Source organism: Deefgea tanakiae (assembly GCF_019665765.1).
In the GTDB taxonomy this organism is placed as follows: domain Bacteria; phylum Pseudomonadota; class Gammaproteobacteria; order Burkholderiales; family Chitinibacteraceae; genus Deefgea; species Deefgea tanakiae.
Window position 1 is genome coordinate 2698171 of record NZ_CP081150.1, and the last position, 18440, is coordinate 2716610.

At 50.4% G+C, this 18440-nt stretch carries 11 protein-coding genes; 3 read left to right on the forward strand and 8 right to left on the reverse strand.

The window, feature by feature from the left end; translation table 11 throughout:
• Positions 1-82: 82 nt before the first annotated feature.
• The 4 genes from gltB (K4H28_RS12585) to gltB (K4H28_RS12600) all read right to left on the reverse strand — a co-directional run bounded on the left by gltB (K4H28_RS12585) (position 83) and on the right by gltB (K4H28_RS12600) (position 11485).
• Positions 83-4522 carry a glutamate synthase large subunit gene (gene gltB, locus K4H28_RS12585; RefSeq protein ID WP_221005500.1) on the reverse strand — a complete coding sequence of 1480 codons (4440 nt, stop codon included), beginning with the start codon at positions 4520-4522 and terminating at the stop codon, positions 83-85.
• A gap of 251 nt (positions 4523-4773) precedes the next feature.
• The gene (locus K4H28_RS12590) at positions 4774-5088 is read right to left on the reverse strand and encodes a hypothetical protein (protein ID WP_221005501.1); all 315 of its coding nucleotides are present in this window, start codon (positions 5086-5088) and stop codon (positions 4774-4776) included.
• Between the two features lie 305 nt (positions 5089-5393).
• Positions 5394-6857 carry a glutamate synthase subunit beta gene (locus K4H28_RS12595; RefSeq protein WP_221005502.1) on the reverse strand — a complete coding sequence of 488 codons (1464 nt, stop codon included), beginning with the start codon at positions 6855-6857 and terminating at the stop codon, positions 5394-5396.
• Positions 6857-11485 (reverse strand): glutamate synthase large subunit, encoded by a 4629-nt coding sequence (gene gltB / locus K4H28_RS12600; RefSeq protein WP_221005503.1) that lies wholly within the window; start codon positions 11483-11485, stop codon positions 6857-6859. Before gltB (K4H28_RS12600) ends, K4H28_RS12595 begins: the two co-directional genes overlap by 1 nt.
• A gap of 162 nt (positions 11486-11647) precedes the next feature.
• Between gltB (K4H28_RS12600) and K4H28_RS12605 the strand changes: the two genes are divergently transcribed.
• The 3 genes from K4H28_RS12605 to K4H28_RS12615 are packed head-to-tail and all read left to right on the forward strand — an operon-like array spanning position 11648 to position 14135.
• Positions 11648-12526 (forward strand): chemotaxis protein CheB, encoded by an 879-nt coding sequence (locus K4H28_RS12605; RefSeq protein ID WP_221005504.1) that lies wholly within the window; start codon positions 11648-11650, stop codon positions 12524-12526.
• Between the two features lie 11 nt (positions 12527-12537).
• Entirely contained in the window at positions 12538-13284 is a 747-nt protein-coding gene (locus tag K4H28_RS12610) for a substrate-binding periplasmic protein (RefSeq protein ID WP_221005505.1), read from the forward strand.
• A gap of 26 nt (positions 13285-13310) precedes the next feature.
• Positions 13311-14135, forward strand: coding sequence for a GGDEF domain-containing protein (locus K4H28_RS12615; protein WP_221005506.1), 825 nt, complete (start codon positions 13311-13313; stop codon positions 14133-14135).
• 23 nt (positions 14136-14158) lie between these two features.
• On the opposite strand, the gene K4H28_RS12620 is transcribed toward K4H28_RS12615, so the two are convergent.
• The 4 genes from K4H28_RS12620 to panD form a co-directional block, all read right to left on the reverse strand.
• Complete coding sequence (locus K4H28_RS12620) at positions 14159-14518, reverse strand: rhodanese-like domain-containing protein (protein WP_221005507.1); 360 nt, start codon at positions 14516-14518, stop codon at positions 14159-14161.
• Positions 14519-14553: 35 nt separating this feature from the next.
• Entirely contained in the window at positions 14554-15528 is a 975-nt protein-coding gene (gene hemF, locus K4H28_RS12625; RefSeq protein ID WP_221005508.1) for an oxygen-dependent coproporphyrinogen-III oxidase, read from the reverse strand.
• A 147-nt stretch (positions 15529-15675) separates the two neighbouring features.
• A complete protein-coding gene (locus tag K4H28_RS12630; RefSeq protein WP_221005509.1) occupies positions 15676-17565 on the reverse strand; it encodes a M60 family metallopeptidase in 1890 nt (629 codons plus the stop codon).
• A gap of 407 nt (positions 17566-17972) precedes the next feature.
• Complete coding sequence (gene panD / locus K4H28_RS12635) at positions 17973-18353, reverse strand: aspartate 1-decarboxylase (RefSeq protein WP_221005510.1); 381 nt, start codon at positions 18351-18353, stop codon at positions 17973-17975.
• Between the last annotated feature and the right edge of the window lie 87 nt (positions 18354-18440).

The window sequence follows — 18440 nt, forward strand, 5'->3', positions numbered from 1 at the left end:
ACCCTCGACCAACCTAACATCTCATCCAGAACTCTTACCGTGTGAGGATGGGCGATTCGCCCATCACACCCACACCTCACAATTAGTCTTTTAGCAGCGCGTCGAGCTTGGCTACTTTTGGTTTCACCAACCAGAAGTAATCCACCGCTTCATCAAAGTTCGCCAACAATTCAGCACCCTTGCTCGACCCAGTCAACGCCACGTGGGCGGTGATTTTGTCTTTCAAGAAGGCACGGATTGCACCGTAGGCTTCGCCATTGATCAAGTTGGTGTCGATCAGCTCGTTATTGTAGCGATACGCAAATTTTTGGTTTGGATCGTAAACCAGCGCAAAACCACCGGTCATACCCGCGCCGAAGTTGTAACCGGTTTCACCGAGTACCACGACGCAGCCGCCAGTCATGTACTCGCAACCGTGATCGCCAACGCCTTCGATGACCGCTGTCGCGCCTGAGTTACGCACCGCGAAACGCTCACCGGCCATACCCGCAGCAAACAATTCACCACCCGTTGCGCCGTACAGACACGTGTTACCGGCAATGACTGCGTCGCTCGAAGCAAATTCGCTACCCACTGGTGGATAGATAATCACTTGGCCGCCGTTCATGCCTTTACCGACGTAATCATTCGCGTCACCAGCGAGTTCCAGCGTCAAACCTTTCGCATTCCACACGCCAAACGATTGACCCGCAGAGCCGTGCAATTTGATATGCAATGTGCCATCTGGCAAGCCATCAGCACCATGAGCTTTGGCGATTTCACCTGACAAACGAGCGCCGATTGAGCGATGGATATTGCGTACATCGTATTCAAAGCGTTGCGGCGTTTTAGCTTTAATGCCAGCCAGTGCGTCTTTAACCATTTCTTCAGCCAACTCACCCTTGTCGAAACTTGGGTTGCGCTCATCCACGCAGAAGCGTGATTCTGAATCTGGTGTTGTACCTTGGCTCAGCAATGCGCCCAGCGCGAGTTTTTGCTGTTTATCCGTTGCGCCTTCAATCAAGCCGAGCATTTCAGTACGGCCGATCAATTCTTCAAACGTGCGCACACCGAGTGATGCCATCAATTCACGCGTTTCTTGCGCGATGAACGTAAAGTAATTCACGACCATTTCAGGCAAGCCGATAAAGAACTTGCTACGCAATTTGATTTCTTGGGTTGCCACGCCCGTTGCGCAGTTGTTCAAGTGGCAAATACGCAAGTATTTGCAACCCAACGCGACCATCGGGCCAGTACCAAAGCCGAAACTTTCCGCGCCCATGATCGCGGCTTTCACCACGTCTAGACCCGTTTTCAAACCCCCGTCGGCTTGCACGCGAACACGGCCACGCAGACCATTGGCACGCAATACTTGCTGTGCTTCGGTCAAGCCAAGTTCAAACGGCGAACCAGCGTATTTCACTGAAGCCAGCGGTGAAGCAGCGGTTCCGCCGTCATACCCTGAAATCGTGATCAAATCGGCATAGGCTTTTGCCACACCCGCTGCAATCGTACCAACGCCTGGCTCAGCTACCAATTTCACAGAAACCAAGGCTTCTGGATTGACTTGTTTCAAGTCAAAAATCAGCTGCGCCAAGTCTTCAATCGAATAAATATCGTGATGCGGTGGCGGTGAAATCAAGCTAATGCCTGGCTTGCTGTGACGCAATTTTGCGATCAGCGGCGATACTTTATCGCCCGGCAATTGGCCGCCTTCACCCGGTTTTGCACCTTGTGCCACTTTAATTTGCAATACTTCAGCATTCACTAAGTAGTGCGGCGTTACGCCGAAACGACCTGAAGCGACTTGCTTGATTTTCGACATTTTTGGCGTGCCGTAGCGCGCTTCGTCTTCACCACCCTCACCCGAGTTCGAGCGAGCGCCAAGGCGATGCATACCTTCAGCCAATGCTTCGTGCGCTTCTGGGCTCAAGGCACCGAGCGACATACCCGCAGAGTCAAAACGCTTCACAATCGATGAAATTGGCTCAACTTCGTCAATCGAAATCGATTTCGCTGGATCAATTTGCAGCGCCATCAAGTCGCGCAACATCGCCACTGGGCGTTTGTTCACCAACTCAGCGTATTTGCCGTAGGCTTTGTAATCGCCGTTTTGCACCGCCTTTTGCAATTGCATTACTACGTCTGGGTTGTAAGCGTGGTATTCCTCGCCAAAGACGTATTTGAGCAAACCACCTTGTGCCAATGGGCGCATTGGGTTGAATGCAAGGCGATTCAATTTAATTTGATCGGATTCGAAATCAGCGAAGTTAGCGCCAGAAATACGCGATACCGTGCCTGTTAAGCACAGATCGATCACTTCTTCGCCAATACCCACGCCTTCAAACAATTGCGAACCGCGATAAGAAGCAACGGTAGAGATACCCATTTTCGACAAGATTTTCATCAAGCCTTTATTGATACCCTTACGGAAGTTGTTCGCTGCTTTTTCCAGCGTCGCGTCGATTTGGCCCATATCGACCAATTCTTTGATCGTTTGGTAAGCAAGGTAAGGAACCACTGCGGTCGCACCGTAGCCGATCAAGCAGGCGAAATGATGCGGATCGCGCGTCGTCGCTGTTTCAACGATGATATTCGTACGGCAACGCAAACCGGCGTTGATCAAGCCATGATGCACCGCGCCGACTGCGAACAGCGCAGGAATTGGCATACGGCCTTTGGCAATGTTTTTATCCGACAACACGATGATGACCGTGCCCGCGTTCACGCTCGCCAACACATCCGCTTGCAGTTTTTCCAGCGCGGCTTTCAAGCTCACGCCTTCAAACGTCAAATCGAAATAGGCCGTTTTGAAATCAGGATCAGTTTGGCTAGTCAAGACGGCGAATTTGTCTGTCGACAACACCGGCGAAGTCACTTCCATGCGTTTAGCGTGATCTGGGCCATCTTCAAACAGATTGCGCTCAGGGCCAAAGCAGGTGTTCAGCGACATCACAATCGCTTCACGGATCGGATCGATCGGTGGGTTCGTTACTTGCGCAAATTGTTGGCGCAAGAAATCGTACGGTGAACGTACTTTTTCTGACAACACCGCCATTGGCGTGTCGTCACCCATCGAACCAATCGCTTCTTGACCGTCATTAGCCAAGACACGCAAGATTTGATCGCGCTCTTCGAACGTCACTTGGAATTGCTTTTGGTACGTCAGCAGGGTCGCTTTATCCATCTCTTCGAGTGGACTATTGTCGGCGGCCATTTCCAAATGATTGGCGTGCTCTTTGAGCCAAGCGCGATAAGGTTGTGCTGTTTTTAATTTGTTATCGATCGCGTCGCTTTCGATAAATTCGCCGGTTTTGAAATCAACCGCAACGATTTGGCCCGGTTTCACACGGCCTTTTTTCACCACTTCTTCTGGCTTGTAGCCCCATACGCCGATTTCCGACGCGATGGTGATGTGGCGATCTTTGGTAATCACATAACGCGCTGGGCGCAAACCGTTTCGGTCGAGCGCACAACCAGCGTAGTCGCCAGCTGCCCAAACGATACCCGCTGGGCCATCCCATGGTTCCATGTGCAGCGAGTTGTATTCGTAGAAAGCGCGTAAATCGCGGTCATTGGTATCGACGTTTTGCCATGCTGGTGGCACCATCAAACGGAAGGCACGGAACACATCCACACCGCCAAGCACCAAGCTTTCCAACATATTGTCCATACTCATCGAGTCTGAACCGTTGGTTTGCACGATAGGACGAATCGCTTCCATATCGAGCGCATTGCTGTCCATGATCGCTTCGCGAGCACGTGCCCAAGCACGGTTACCCGTTAGCGTATTAATTTCGCCGTTGTGGGCGAGGAAACGGAAAGGCTGCGCCAATTTCCATTGCGGCCACGTATTGGTCGAGAAACGTTGGTGATACACCGCCATACTCGAAGCAAAACGCTCGTCTTTTAAGTCGAGGTAGAATACCGGCAGATTGTCTGGTGTAACCAAACCCTTGTACGACATCACGTACGGGTTCAGTGTAGGTATATAGAAGTGCGTATCGCCTGCATTGGCTTTCTCGGCAATACGTCGTGCTTGGTACAATTTGCGTGCAAACTCAAGCTCAGATAAATCATCTGGCGAATTTACAAAAATTTGTTGAATCGTTGGCAATGAGCGCATCGCGGCAGCGCCGAGCGCATCCAGATTCACTGGAACTTCGCGCACACCTGCAACAACGAGACCTTGGCCTTCAACGGCAGCGACTAAGTTCGCAATCGACTTCGCCGATTCAGTCTTATCCAGCGCTGAAAACACCAAGCCAGCGGTAAATTGCGTCGCCAAGCTGTAACCATTATCTGCGGCAACTGCGCGCAAAAAGTCTTTTGGCAAGCGGAACAGCAAACCACAGCCGTCGCCCGATTTACCATCGGCAGCGACCGCACCACGGTGAGTCAAACAGGCTAGCGAGTTGATTGCGGTCGAGACCAGCCAATGGCTTGGTTTATCATCCATTTGTGCAATCAAACCGAAGCCGCAGCTATCTTGCTCGAACTGCGGGCGGTATAACGTGCCCTTCAACCAGCTTTGTCTATCCATCACAGCGGCACCTTCAAAGACCAAAATCAATCAAAAACATGCAACTAGGGGTTGACCCTAGTCAAGCAAAGGGGCTTGATTCTAGCGATAAAGGGTGTTAAACGCAACCAAAAGGGACAATCGGGATAAACCCCAAGATGCAGGCGAAGGCTCAACAAATCCATTCGCCGCCAGACTTAAAGCATCAGTCAGCTTGCGAAAAACAAAGTGGGGAACTTCATTACGCAAACTGCTTTATAGCAAGCGCCGACTTAACGACGCTTTGACAACTCACTACGCTCAATTGCAATCGCAATGATGTAATGGACGATGTCGCGATCATGGCCAATTTTTTCGATACAGGCCGCGCGTAGACGATCAATCAGATATTTTTCTGGCGAATCAATCATCCGCGTAAAGCGGTTGTATTTGAATTGTGAATCACCAACGATTTCTTCCAAAATATCCAAGCGCTCTGGCTGGTTATTGCGCAGGCGATACATCTTGCCTTTGGCCAATACTTTTCGATCATGGTTTGGACGTAAAATTACGTGCCAATTGCTGGGTTCGTTTTGAACTTCTTCCATTTTGCCTCATCCCTACGTGATCGCTTAAAGCGAGCGAGCGCTCGCCCACCGCTAAGCGGATAAATACCAGCACACGGTGATTTGCCAAGTGTGCGATATTGAATGTTTCGATTATACGGCTAATTGAACATTCACATTCAAAAGCATGCTGCACGGTCACCTTCGCGAGCAAGCCTGCTACTACCAAGCCCTTTTTAAAGCTGCGATTAAATTCAGAAACAAAAAAGCCAGCAAAAGCTGGCTTTTTTCAACACAGAGTATATTGCTGCAAGCGTTAATAAATAATGCTTTCAGCAAAACACCCATTAACGAGGCAATACTGAAGCGCCCATCAAGTATTGGTCAACCTCACGTGCGGCTTGGCGGCCTTCGCGGATTGCCCACACCACCAAAGACTGACCACGGCGTACGTCACCGGCGGCAAAGACTTTGGCGACGCTGGTTTGGTAGCAACCCACACCGTCCGTCGTTGCTTTGGCGTTGCCGCGTGCGTCTTTTTCAACGGCAAACGCATCAAGCAAACTGGCCACTGGATTGGTAAAGCCCATCGCCAAGAACACCAAATCGGCTTTCAGCTCAAATTCACTGCCAGCGACTGGCGTCGGTTTGCCGTCTTTCCATTCCAAACGAACCAATTTCACCGCTTTTAGAACGCCATTTTCGCCGACGAATTCTTGCGTTTGCACCGCGAAATCGCGTTCAACGCCTTCTTCGTGACTGCTCGAAGTGCGCATTTTGACTGGCCAATATGGCCAAACGATGGACTTGTTTTCTTGCTCTGGCGGTTGTGGCATCAATTCAAGCTGCGTCACGCTGACTGCGCCGTGACGATTACTCGTTCCCACGCAATCAGAACCGGTATCGCCGCCACCAATCACCACCACGTGTTTACCCGCCGCACTGATTGGATTGGCTGCACCGCCACCGACTTGTTTGTTTTGCGCGATCAACAATTCCAGTGCGTAATGCACACCTTGCAATTCACGACCCGCCACTGGCAAATCGCGCGGCACTTCTGCGCCGCCAGCCAAAATCACCGCATCAAACTCAGCATCAAGCTGCGCTGGCGTAATCACGGTTTTGCCATCGCAAACGATACCAGAAGGTATGTCACTTGAACCAACCACTGAATTTGTCTTGAACTCAATACCCTCAGCCTTAAGTTGCGCAACGCGGCGCTCGATGACATCTTGGCCAAGTTTGAAATCTGGAATGCCATAACGCAGCAAGCCACCGACCGCATCGTTCTTCTCAAACACCGTCACAGCATGGCCAACGCGAGCGAGTTGCTGCGCCGCGGCCAAACCCGCTGGGCCAGAACCGACAATCGCGACTTTCTTGCCCGTTTTTACTGCGGCAATTTGTGGCGCAACCCAGCCGTTTTCCCAGCCTTTATCAATAATCGCGCGCTCAATTGATTTGATGCCAACTGGGTCGTCATTGATACCGAGCGTACAGGCCGCTTCACACGGCGCAGGGCAAATTCGGCCGGTAAACTCAGGGAAGTTGTTGGTCGAATGCAGGACACTTAAAGCCGATTTCCAATCTTGTTGATACACCAAATCGTTAAAATCAGGAATCACATTGTTAACAGGGCAACCGTTATTGCAAAACGGAATGCCACAATCCATACAACGCGCGCCTTGCAGCTTAGCTTTGTCGTCGGTCAGCGCGGGAACGAATTCACGATAATGCGTGATGCGCTGCGGGACCGGCTCGTAACTGTCTTTAACGCGGTCGATTTCTAAAAAACCGGTTGGCTTACCCATTATGCAATCTCCTTCTGCTCAACAACTTCTTTCGCTGCTGCCATTTCTTTCAATGCACGGCGATATTCGTTCGGGAATACTTTGACGAACGCGGCGCGGCTCGCTGGCCAGTTAGCCAAAATCTCCGCAGCACGTTGGCTTCCGGTTAAGTCAGCATGTTTTGTAATCAAAGCTTTGAGCTGAACTTCATCGGCCACGCCATTGTGGAACGGTTGCTCTTGCGCGTCGCTCGCCACAACTTGTTCAAGCGCCACTTGCGCCATATTGCAACGACCGGCAAATACGCCGTCTGGATCGTAAACGTAAGCAATACCGCCCGACATCCCCGCTGCGAAGTTGCGACCCGTTGCGCCCAATACTGCAACCGTACCGCCAGTCATGTATTCGCAACCATGGTCGCCCGTTCCTTCAACCACCGCCGTTGCGCCTGAGTTACGCACCGCGAAACGCTCGCCGCCGACACCGGCAAAGAACGCTTCACCGGCAATCGCACCGAACAGCACGGTATTGCCGACGATGATGTTTTCCCACGTTTTGCCAGTAAATGCCGCATTTGGACGAATCACAATTCGACCACCCGACAAGCCTTTGCCAACGTAATCATTGCCTTCACCGGTTAAGGTGATGGTAACGCCGCGCGCCAAAAAGGCGGCAAAACTTTGCCCCGCAGTGCCGTTCAGCGCCACTTGCAGCGTGTCATCAGGCAAGCCCGCGTGGCCGTAACGACGTGCCACTTCGCCCGACAACATCGCACCAACGGTACGGTTGATGTTTTTCACTGCGAGACTGATTTTCGTCACTTCGCCACGCTCAAGTGCTGGTGCAGCTTGGGCGATCAATTCATTGTCGAGCGCTTTAACTAAACCATGATCTTGCGTTTCGGCGTGCAGACGAGCCACTTCTGCTGGCGCGGCAACTTGATGGAACACTTTGCTGAAATCCAAACCTTGGGTTTTCCAATGTTCGAGACCTTTTTGTTTATCCAGCAAATCAGAACGGCCAATCAACTCATCAATGGTACGAACGCCCATTTCAGCCATGATTTGACGCGCTTCTTCGGCAACGAAGAAGAAATAATTCACCACATGCTCAGGCTGGCCTGAGAAGCGCTGGCGCAATACTGGATCTTGCGTCGCAACACCGACCGGGCAAGTGTTCAGATGGCATTTGCGCATCATGATGCAGCCTTCAACCACTAGCGGCGCAGTCGCAAAACCGAATTCATCTGCACCGAGCAAGGCACCAATCACCACGTCGCGGCCGGTTTTCATTTGGCCGTCGACTTGCACACGAATCCGACCCCGCAATTTATTCAGCACCAGCGTTTGCTGGGTTTCAGCCAAACCCAGTTCCCACGGACCGCCAGCGTGTTTGATCGACGATTGCGGCGAAGCGCCGGTACCACCGTCATGACCCGCAATCACCAAATGATCTGCTTTGGCTTTCGAAACACCGGCAGCCACCGTACCCACGCCCACTTCGGCAACCAATTTCACCGAAATCGACGCGACTGGATTCACGTTTTTCAAGTCATGAATCAACTGCGCCAAGTCTTCAATCGAATAAATATCGTGATGCGGTGGCGGTGAAATCAAGCCCACACCCGGCACCGAATGACGCAATTTACCGATGTATTCCGAAACCTTGTGGCCTGGCAATTGACCGCCTTCACCCGGTTTTGCACCTTGCGCCATTTTGATCTGGATTTGATCAGCATTAACGAGGTATTCCGTCGTTACACCAAAGCGACCCGATGCGACTTGCTTGATGGCTGAGCGCAGGCTATCGCCTTCTTTAAACGTATAGTCACGCTCAATGCGGCTCTTGCCGATCACTTCGGATAGCGTTTGACCTGCTTTCAGTACACCAAAGCGTGCAGCGTCTTCACCACCTTCACCGGTATTGGATTTGCCGCCAATGCGGTTCATCGCAATCGCCAGCGTTGAATGCGCTTCGGTCGAAATCGAACCGAGCGACATCGCGCCCGTGGCAAAGCGTTTAACGATTTCAGCGGCTGGCTCAACTTCTTCTAAAGGCACTGGCGCGCCAGCGGGTTTAATCTCAAACAAACCACGCAAAGTCAGGTGACGCTTGCTTTGATCATTAATCAGCGCGGCGTATTCTTTGTACGTTGAGTACGAATTGCTGCGCGTCGCATGCTGCAATTTGGCAATCGAATCTGGCGTCCACAAATGGTCTTCACCGCGAATACGGAAGGCGTATTCACCACCCGCTTCAAGCTGATTCGCCAATACGGGATCGGCTCCAAATGCAGCGGTATGTAGTCGAACAGCTTCTTCAGCAACGTCGAACAGGCCAATACCCTCAACATTACTCGCCGTACCGGTGAAGTATTTTTTCACCAAGGATTTTTGTAAACCGATGGCTTCAAAGATTTGCGCGCCGGTATACGACATATACGTTGAGATGCCCATTTTCGACATCACTTTCATCAAGCCTTTACCCACTGCTTTGATGAAGTTTTTCTGATATTTCGCAGCGAGTTCGGCATCGCCATTGGCAAGGTCAGCGAGCGTAGCCAAGGTCAAATACGGATAGACCGCTTCTGCGCCATAACCGCCGAGCAAAGCAATATGATGCGTTTCACGCGCCGACCCCGTTTCAACGACCAAACCGGTGCTGGTACGCAAACCGCGTTTCACTAAGTGCTGATGCACTGCAGACGTTGCCAATAGCGCAGGAATCGCCACATGCGTTGCGTCCATCTGGCGATCAGACACGATCAGAATATTCGCGCCCGATTTAACGGCGTCTTCGGCTTCTGCAACGAGTGATGCCAAACGCGCCTCAACGCCTTCTTTGCCCCAAGCAACGGGGTAGCAAATATTCAATTCATGCGAATAGAATTTACCGCCCGTGTATTGGCCGATATTGCGAATTTTTTCAAATTGCGCAGTCGACAATACCGGCTGAGTCACTTCCAAACGAATTGGCGGATTGATGTCCGTTGTACCGAGCAAATTCGGTTTCGGGCCGATGAACGACACCAGCGACATCACCATTTCTTCACGAATTGGGTCAATCGGTGGGTTAGTCACTTGCGCAAACAATTGCTTGAAGTAGTGATACAGCGGTTTATTTTTTTGCGACAGCACCGTCAACGCAGCATCATTACCCATTGAGCCGGTGGCTTCTTCGCCATTTTTGGCCATTGGCTCCAAAATGAACTTGATGTCTTCTTGAGTAAAACCAAAGGCTTGCTGCGCGTCGAGCAAACTACCTTGCGGCAACACAGCAGCATCGTTTTCAGACTCGATGTCATCCAATTTCACGCGGATTTTTTCGATCCATTCGCGGTACGGTTTCGCGTTCGCGAGGCTGTCTTTGATTTCTTTGTCGTCGATAATCCGGCCTTGTTCCAAGTCGATCAGGAACATTTTTCCCGGCTGCAAACGCCATTTTTTATTGATGCGCTCATCCGCAATCGGCAATACGCCGGATTCTGATGCCATTACCACCAAATCATCGTTGGTAACTAAATAACGCGCTGGGCGCAGGCCGTTACGGTCGAGCGTCGCGCCGATTTGGCGGCCGTCGGTAAACGCGACTGCGGCAGGGCCGTCCCATGGTTCCATCATCGCAGCGTGATATTCGTAGAAAGCGCGGCGGTTTTCGTCCATCTCGTCGTTGCGTTCCCACGCTTCAGGAATCATCATCATCATCGCTTGCGACAATGAATATCCGCCCATTACCAAAAGCTCAAGCGCATTATCAAACGACGCCGAATCCGATTGCCCCGGATAAATCAGCGGCCAGATTTTGTCGATGTCTTTACCCAATACTGGCGAGCTAATTGCTTTCTCGCGTGCACGAATCCAATTCACATTGCCACGCAAAGTGTTGATTTCACCGTTATGCGCGATATAGCGGAACGGATGCGCCAAATCCCATGTTGGGAAGGTATTGGTCGAGAAGCGTTGATGCACCAAGGCCAGCGCCGAGATACAGGCGGGATCTTGCAAATCAAGGTAATACTCGCCGACTTGATCGGCCAAGAGCAAACCTTTGTAATTCACGGTACGTGCCGAGCACGATGGAATGTAATACTCGCCACCGTATTTCAATTTCAATGCGCGGATCGCGTGCGAAGCGCGTTTTCGGATGATGTAGAGTTTGCGTTCGAGCGCATCGGTAACCAATACGTCATTGCCACGGCCAATAAATAACTGGCGAATCACCGGTTCAGTCGCTTTAATTAGCGGCGACATCGGCATATCGTGGTTGACGGGAACATCGCGCCAGCCCAAAACAACTTGTTTTTCAGCGCGAACAGCGCGCTCGATTTCTTCTTCACAGGCGGCGCGAGCAGCAGCTTCTTGCGGCAAGAAACACATCGCCACGCCATAATCACCCACCGGTGGCAATACAATACCATCAGCGAGTATTGCCTTGCGGAACAATGCATCTGGAATCTGGATCAAGATACCCGCACCATCACCGGCTAAAGCATCGGCACCGACGGCGCCGCGATGATCGATATTTTTTAGGATGAGCAAACCTTGCTCAATGATATTATGGCTCTTCTGGCCCTTGATATGTGCTACAAAGCCAACGCCACAGGCATCGTGTTCATTGGCGGGATCGTACATCCCCTGCTGATCTTGCATTATCTCTTCCTCGCTCACCCAATAATATTTACTGGTAGTTTGCCAGATTTACGTATAAACCCGTATAAAAATACATAGAACCTTAATTTATATCAGTCGACAACTATCTTTCAATCGCGCTAGGCACTATGAATAAAGGTATGAATCTCGGAGTAAACGGCGATGGATAGCAATGCCAAACGCGCACACTTAGCCAAAATAACCGCTCGCCTATCTGGCGGCAGTACCCCCATAAGCAGCGAAGCCCCAACCCCCGCCAATCGAACGCCAAGTACGCCGACCGATCGGCCTAACCATTCGCACACCCCCGCGCACGAGCGCAAGCATGAAGCAAAACACGCTCCACGCCCACACAATGAGCATAAGCACGAGACAAAACATCCACCAGGCTCACTCAATGAGCGCATGCACACCCCTAAGCTTACCGCCGATGCGATGCTATCAGCGCCAAGCAGCCGCCAGTTTATTGGCAACACCGAAACCATCATTGCCATCGGCGCTTCCACTGGTGGCACACAAGCACTGGAGCAGGTACTCACTCAAGTCGCAGCTAACTCGCCAGGTATTGTGATTGTTCAGCATATGCCAGAAAAGTTCACCAGTAGCTTTGCGGCACGCCTTAACACTCGCTGCAAAATCGAAGTCCGTGAAGCCAAAAACAATGAACGTATTTTGCCTGGTGTCGCCTTGGTCGCGCCCGGTGGCAAACATATGCTAATCAAACGGGCCAATAATCAGTACATTGTTGAAGTTCTCGATGGCCCTCTCGTTTGCCGTCATCGACCCTCAGTCGATGTGTTATTTCGCTCTGCAGCCGCAGCGGCGGGTAAAAATGCCGTTGGTTTTATCCTTACCGGCATGGGTGATGATGGTGCGCGTGGAATGAAAGAAATGTTCGATATGGGCTCAACCACCTACGCCCAAGACCATGCGAGCTGTGTGGTGTTTGGCATGCCTAAAGAAGCGATTGATATGAAAGGCGTGAGTAAAATTATTCCGCTTAGCCAAGTTGCGGCGGCGATCAATCAATATGGAAAATGAGTTCACGCACGATGAAAAGCATGGTTTTCTTTTTATTGAGTCTCACGCTATTTAGCTCACTTTTAAAGGCAGCGGAGCCAATTCGCTTAGTCACCGGCAATTACCCGCCTTACGAATATGAAGAAGCGGGCGAAATCAAAGGCTTGGTCGTTGACGTTTTGAAAGAGGCTTTTGCGCGCAGCAATCAAAGCGTCGAATTCAAAGTCGTTCCTTGGGCTAGGGCGCTCTGGATGGCGCAGCATGGCGAGGCGGATGCTGTGTTTGCGACGATCAAAACGCCTGAGCGCAAACAAGTCTTAAATTTCTCTAATGAATCACTCATTCCACTGTCTTCCGCTTTTTTCGTCAAGAAAGGAAGCCCGATTCAATACAACGGCGACCTCAATACGCTGGCTGAGCAAAACATTGGTTTACTGCGCCAAGGTAGTCATGGGATTGCATTTGATACCGCTGTCCAAAACGGCACCCTCAAATATCCAGACTTCACCACCGACACACTTACCAACATCAAAAAACTCGTCGCAGGGCGAATCGATATGATGGCGGGCGACCGAATTGGCACGCTGCATCTTTTGCAACAAAATAAACTACTTGACCAAGTGAATGTACTCGCTCCTGAAATCAATACATCGGCCAGTTATCTCGCTTTTAGTAAAAGCAAAGACCACACAGCGACCCGCGACGCCATCGATAAAGCGATTAGATCAATGAAAAAAGACGGCAGCTACCAACGCATCGTTGATAAATATACTCGCTAAATCAATGCACGAAGGAGTAGATCACCGTGTTGTACTGGCACTCCATATTCTGGATCGGAATTTTAATTGGGATTCGTGGCGTTATTTCATGGGTACAGATCCCGGGTGGACACGACTTTTTTGGTTTGCTGATCACATGTCTTCTGCTGTGCTATGCATGGTTTCACTTAGGATTTCGCAGCGAACTTCGCTCATTTTTACTGGGCGTGAGTTTATATTTGATTGCTGGCGTTTTAGATTGGCTCGATGGGATATTCAACCCAGATAGTTTTGAGGGACAGCTCGTTAATACACTAGATGATTTATTTTTTGCTGCTGGGATTTTGTTTATTGGGCTGGCTTTTATTCGCGTTATGCTTGAGCGCGACAAACTCGAACAAAAACTCTATCAAAAAGCTTACTTGGATGAACTCACAGAGCTAGGTAATCGACGTGCACTATTTGAGCAGCTAGAAATCGTTTTACCCTCTCAATCGGGGACTTTGCTCTATATCGACGTTAATCTCTTCAAACAAGTCAACGATCAATTTGGTCACGATAGAGGCGATTTTGTATTGCGTGAATGTGCAGGGCTACTTAAGCAATGTGGTGGCCTTGCTTATCGGCTTGGCGGCGATGAATTTGTCGTATTATTAAGCGAAGAAAATCCAACCGTCATTTGCGAGCAATTGCAGCAAAGCGTCCAAGTCCTTACCGCCGAACATGGCATTTCATTTAGTATTGGCATTGCACCTTTTGCCCCCAATACCTATGAAAACCCAGATGCCCTATTGGCTCATGCAGATCAGGAAATGTATGCCGCTAAGCAACGTTTCCGAAGTCAAAAACACTTAATGGCACGAACTGACTAAGCTTTATTTAAATAAGAATTAAGTTAGCAAGTTTTAGCAGAACATCGCTGCAATTTACTTTGTAGCTCCGTCATGCCGCCGCCATCATAAACTCGCTGAAAGCCGATTTGTTCAAGGCTTTTCACAGCAATCGCCGAACGGCGTCCACTACGGCAGTAAATCAAAATAGGGCTATTTTTGCTGGCCGACTTGACCGTGTGTATCCCTTTGCCAATTTGCTCATAAGGGATATTCACCGCCCCCTCAAGATGACCCGCAGCAAACTCCTCAGCAGTTCGTACATCAATAATGACCGCTGGTTTAACACCGTTAAACGTAAAGTCAGCTGCCACAGCACTCATCGAAACCCACATCAGTAAAAGGACTCGCAAGACGATTTGCATGCTTTTTCTCCTCAAAACGACAGATAAATTTCTGGCTATGTATCAAGCCATGCCTTGATGGGCAGAAATTGAGTCAACAAAGCAGCCTCAGGGCTACCCACCTCGGGGTGATAGTCATAGCGCCAATTGGCCATCGGCGGCATCGACATCAAAATCGATTCGGTACGCCCGCCAGACTGCAAACCAAACAGCGTACCGCGATCCCACACCAAATTAAATTCCACATAACGACCACGGCGATAAGCTTGCCAATCACGCTCACGCGCACCGTATTCACAGTCTTTGCGGCGCTCTACAATCGGCACGTAGGCAGCCAGAAAAGCATCACCCACCGCTTGCATCATCGCAAGGCTGCCATCAAAACCCAGTTCAGAAAAATCATCAAAGAAAATGCCACCAATCCCGCGTGCTTCATTGCGGTGCTTGAGGAAAAAGTATTTGTCGCACCAATCTTTAAAACGCGGATACAAATCATCACCAAATGGCGCGAGTGCATCGGCACAGCTTTGGTGGAAATGCTTCGCGTCTTCCTGATGGCCATAATAGGGAGTCAAGTCCATCCCGCCACCAAACCAAAAAACTGGCTGTGATTGCGAGGCTGCACCTGCGTTGGCTTCGTCAGCATCTCCTTGGTTCGCTCCCGAACTCTTTGCCAGTTCTACTTCGGGCGGCTTAGCGATAAAAAATCGTACATTCATGTGTACGGTGGGAATGTAAGGGTTACGCGGATGCAGCACCAGCGACACGCCCATGGCTTCCCACGCGCGGCCCGCGAGTTCGGGGCGATGCGCACTGGCTGATGGCGGCAATGTTGCGCCCATCACATGCGAGAAATTCACGCCACCGCGCTCAAACAGTGCTCCGCCTTCAATCAAGCGACTAATACCACCGCCACCTTCTGGCCGCTCCCAGCTGTCGGTGCGAAAGCACGCGCCATCAAGGTTTTCCAAAGTGGCAACGATATTTTGTTGCAAGGTCAGCAGGTAATCTTTAACAGCGGTGATGTTCATAAACGGCTCCAACAGAATGGCCGCATCATACGCGCACCAATAAAAACGCTCCAGCTTGTTCAACAAGCGGGAGCGTCAATTCAAATGCATCAGACATGTATACTACCGCAGACATTAATAATTAATGCCTACAGCTAAATACCCCTATCAGTATAATTTATAAGCCACATTACTATCGCGATTGAGCCAAATTGGATCAGTCAGCGTTTTCAACGCCATACCGTTCAATTTGGTTTGCGTTGTAGCCGTCACTGGGATGCCCCAGGCATTAAAAAACGGCGTTAAATCGTAGCCCGCAACACGGCTGGTTTCGACGATAAACATTTGCTTTTCGGCATCGTCGCCACTTGGGCGCTGCGCCGCAGGCAAGTTGCGATAGTTCGCACCGAGCTTGGCGTAGAAATCACGACCAAACGCTAAATCCAGCTGCCAGAACATCGTAGCACGCACGAACAAGTCTTTTTGCGCAGCGAAGTCACGCGTGCTTTGTTTCAAATACGCAAAGGTATTGGTCCAAGTGCCTTCGACTTCATAACGCGATGGCTGACCCAAAGCGCGCTGTACATAGGCTGAAGTCAGATTCACCGTCACTTCAGTTTGATCCGTCCACGTAAATGTGCTCATTTGATACTGATGGCCCAACTCATGCCACGGGCCCCAACCGCCTTCGCGCAAGGTCTTGCTATTGAGCACGGGACGAATCGCGCCATCAGCGGACGCCGAAGCCATGCGATATTGCCATGAGTACATCCAGCCATCGTACGGCGGCAATTCAACATAGTGGAAGCGATGTGGCGTTGGAATATGTGGTGAAGCATTACCCGCGTTCAAACCATATTGCTCATTGGCCAAACCGACGATTTGATCCCACAGCATCATCAAAGCCACTGGATCATCAACGTGTTTTTTAACCTTTTCCATTGTTGCGGTCAGCATAATGCGATTACCGACTAATTCACCGTACGGCGCATCGCCATATTCCGCGAGCATCGCTTGCCAGTTCGCAGGCGTATGCTGGCCCAGCACAAAGCGTGGCATCACGCGGCCACCCGATAAAATCTCAACTTTCAGCTCACCACCGGTAGGCTGATTAAACGCCGCCACATACACCGCGCCTTTCACGTTGGACACAATCGTGTTGCTGCCGACATTGAGTTTTATTTTCTGATCTGTATCGTAATTCCAAGTGTCATCATCAATACTGTGCAACCAGATTTCTGGCTGTTTATTCGGTGCTAAGCCTGTGTAAACATAATTCACCACTAGCGTATCGCCTGGTTGTACCCAGTAACCTGTCGACTGGAATGGCGTATGGTTAAAGCTGCGCAATTGCGCGGCACGCAAAGTGCCAACATCACCCGGCTGGTCTAAAGTCAGCGCGCGCGGCGGCACAATATTGCTTGCCACTGGTGTTGCCGTTGGTTTAAGGGTAGGCACAGCAGTCGGAGCTGGTGTCGCTGTTGGTTTAACAGTTGCTGCAGCAGTCGGCAGAGCGGTTGGAGCCGCCGTTGCTGTAACTGTAGGTTTAATCGTTGGTGTCACCGTAGTTGAGCATGCACCTAAATCCCCCCAAGGCAGACCCACGCCGACGTTATCACTTGGCACATTGCCGCGCGTCCACCACTGCGCTTTGTAAGTACGACCCTTATAGCTCACGCTTTGGCCCGTTGTGTAGGCGGTGCTGCTGCTCCATGCGGCGGAGCTGCAACTAGTCGCCGTTGGTGCGCTAGTGACGACAGGGGCTGCGGTCGGTGCATTCGTTGGTGCTGCGCTTGGTTTTGTCGTCACCGCACTCGTTGGTATAGGTGTATTCACCGCACCGCTGACTTTGACCCACACGCCCCATTGCCCAGAAAGGCTAGGGTTATCGTTAATCGTCCACCATTTATTGCTGTACAGCTGACCTTGGTAACTTACCACTGTACCGGCTGTCTCATACGTTTTGCTACTGCTCCACTCACTGGCGGTGGCGGCTTGGACTGGCGCAATTTGGCTAATAACTGCAGCCAATACACCAATACGCAACATCTGTTTCATGGGTCTCTACTCCGTTTTTCATTATTTTTATGCCAACGGCAAATTAGCAGCAAAGCAGCACAAAAGGGGATCTGGCTGCTGAGTAACAATTAAACATTGGCTTTTTGTTGCAGATGAACTCAGGCGTAAGTGCGTTACAGATTTGAGTAAAAATTGTGCAATTATTTCTGAAAAAGAACCGTCTGCAGTCATCAGCACCGTCGACTAAATCCATGAGCGGACGCTAATATTGCAAATAAATCATGACAAATCAATACATTGCAGAGCGGGTTTCCCGTGCAGGGTGAACTATTTCACATCAAATCCAAGCAACTTTTGGGCATAAAAAAAGCCTCAAACTCAATCGTTTGAGGCTTTCATCGACTCAACGTGGCAGCATAAATCGCCACGTGCCAACGAAGATCGGCTTAAAGTTCCTGCGTTGGAATCGCGTTTTTACTGTGCGTCATTTGATTATTGCTATCGACATAAATCAACGACGGTTTGTGATCAACGAGCTCTTCATCGCTGTAATCAGCAAACGTAGCAATAATCAGCAAATCGCCGACTTGCGCATGGCGCGCAGCAGAGCCGTTCACCGAAATAATCCCTGAGCCACGCTGACCTTTAATGGCGTAAGTTGAAAAACGCGCGCCGTTGTTGATATTCCAAATATCAATCGCTTCGTATTCGCGGATATTGGCAGCTTCAAGCAGGTTTTCATCAATCGCACACGAGCCTTCGTAATGCAGCTCAGCATGGGTGGCTGTCACACGGTGCAGTTTAGATTTCAACATATTGCGTTGCATAAATTTTCTCCCGCGCAGTCGGCTTAGTTAAAGTAAGTAAGCCAAACTTAGAGCGCATTTCATAATGGCGCGATTATAAATGGATTT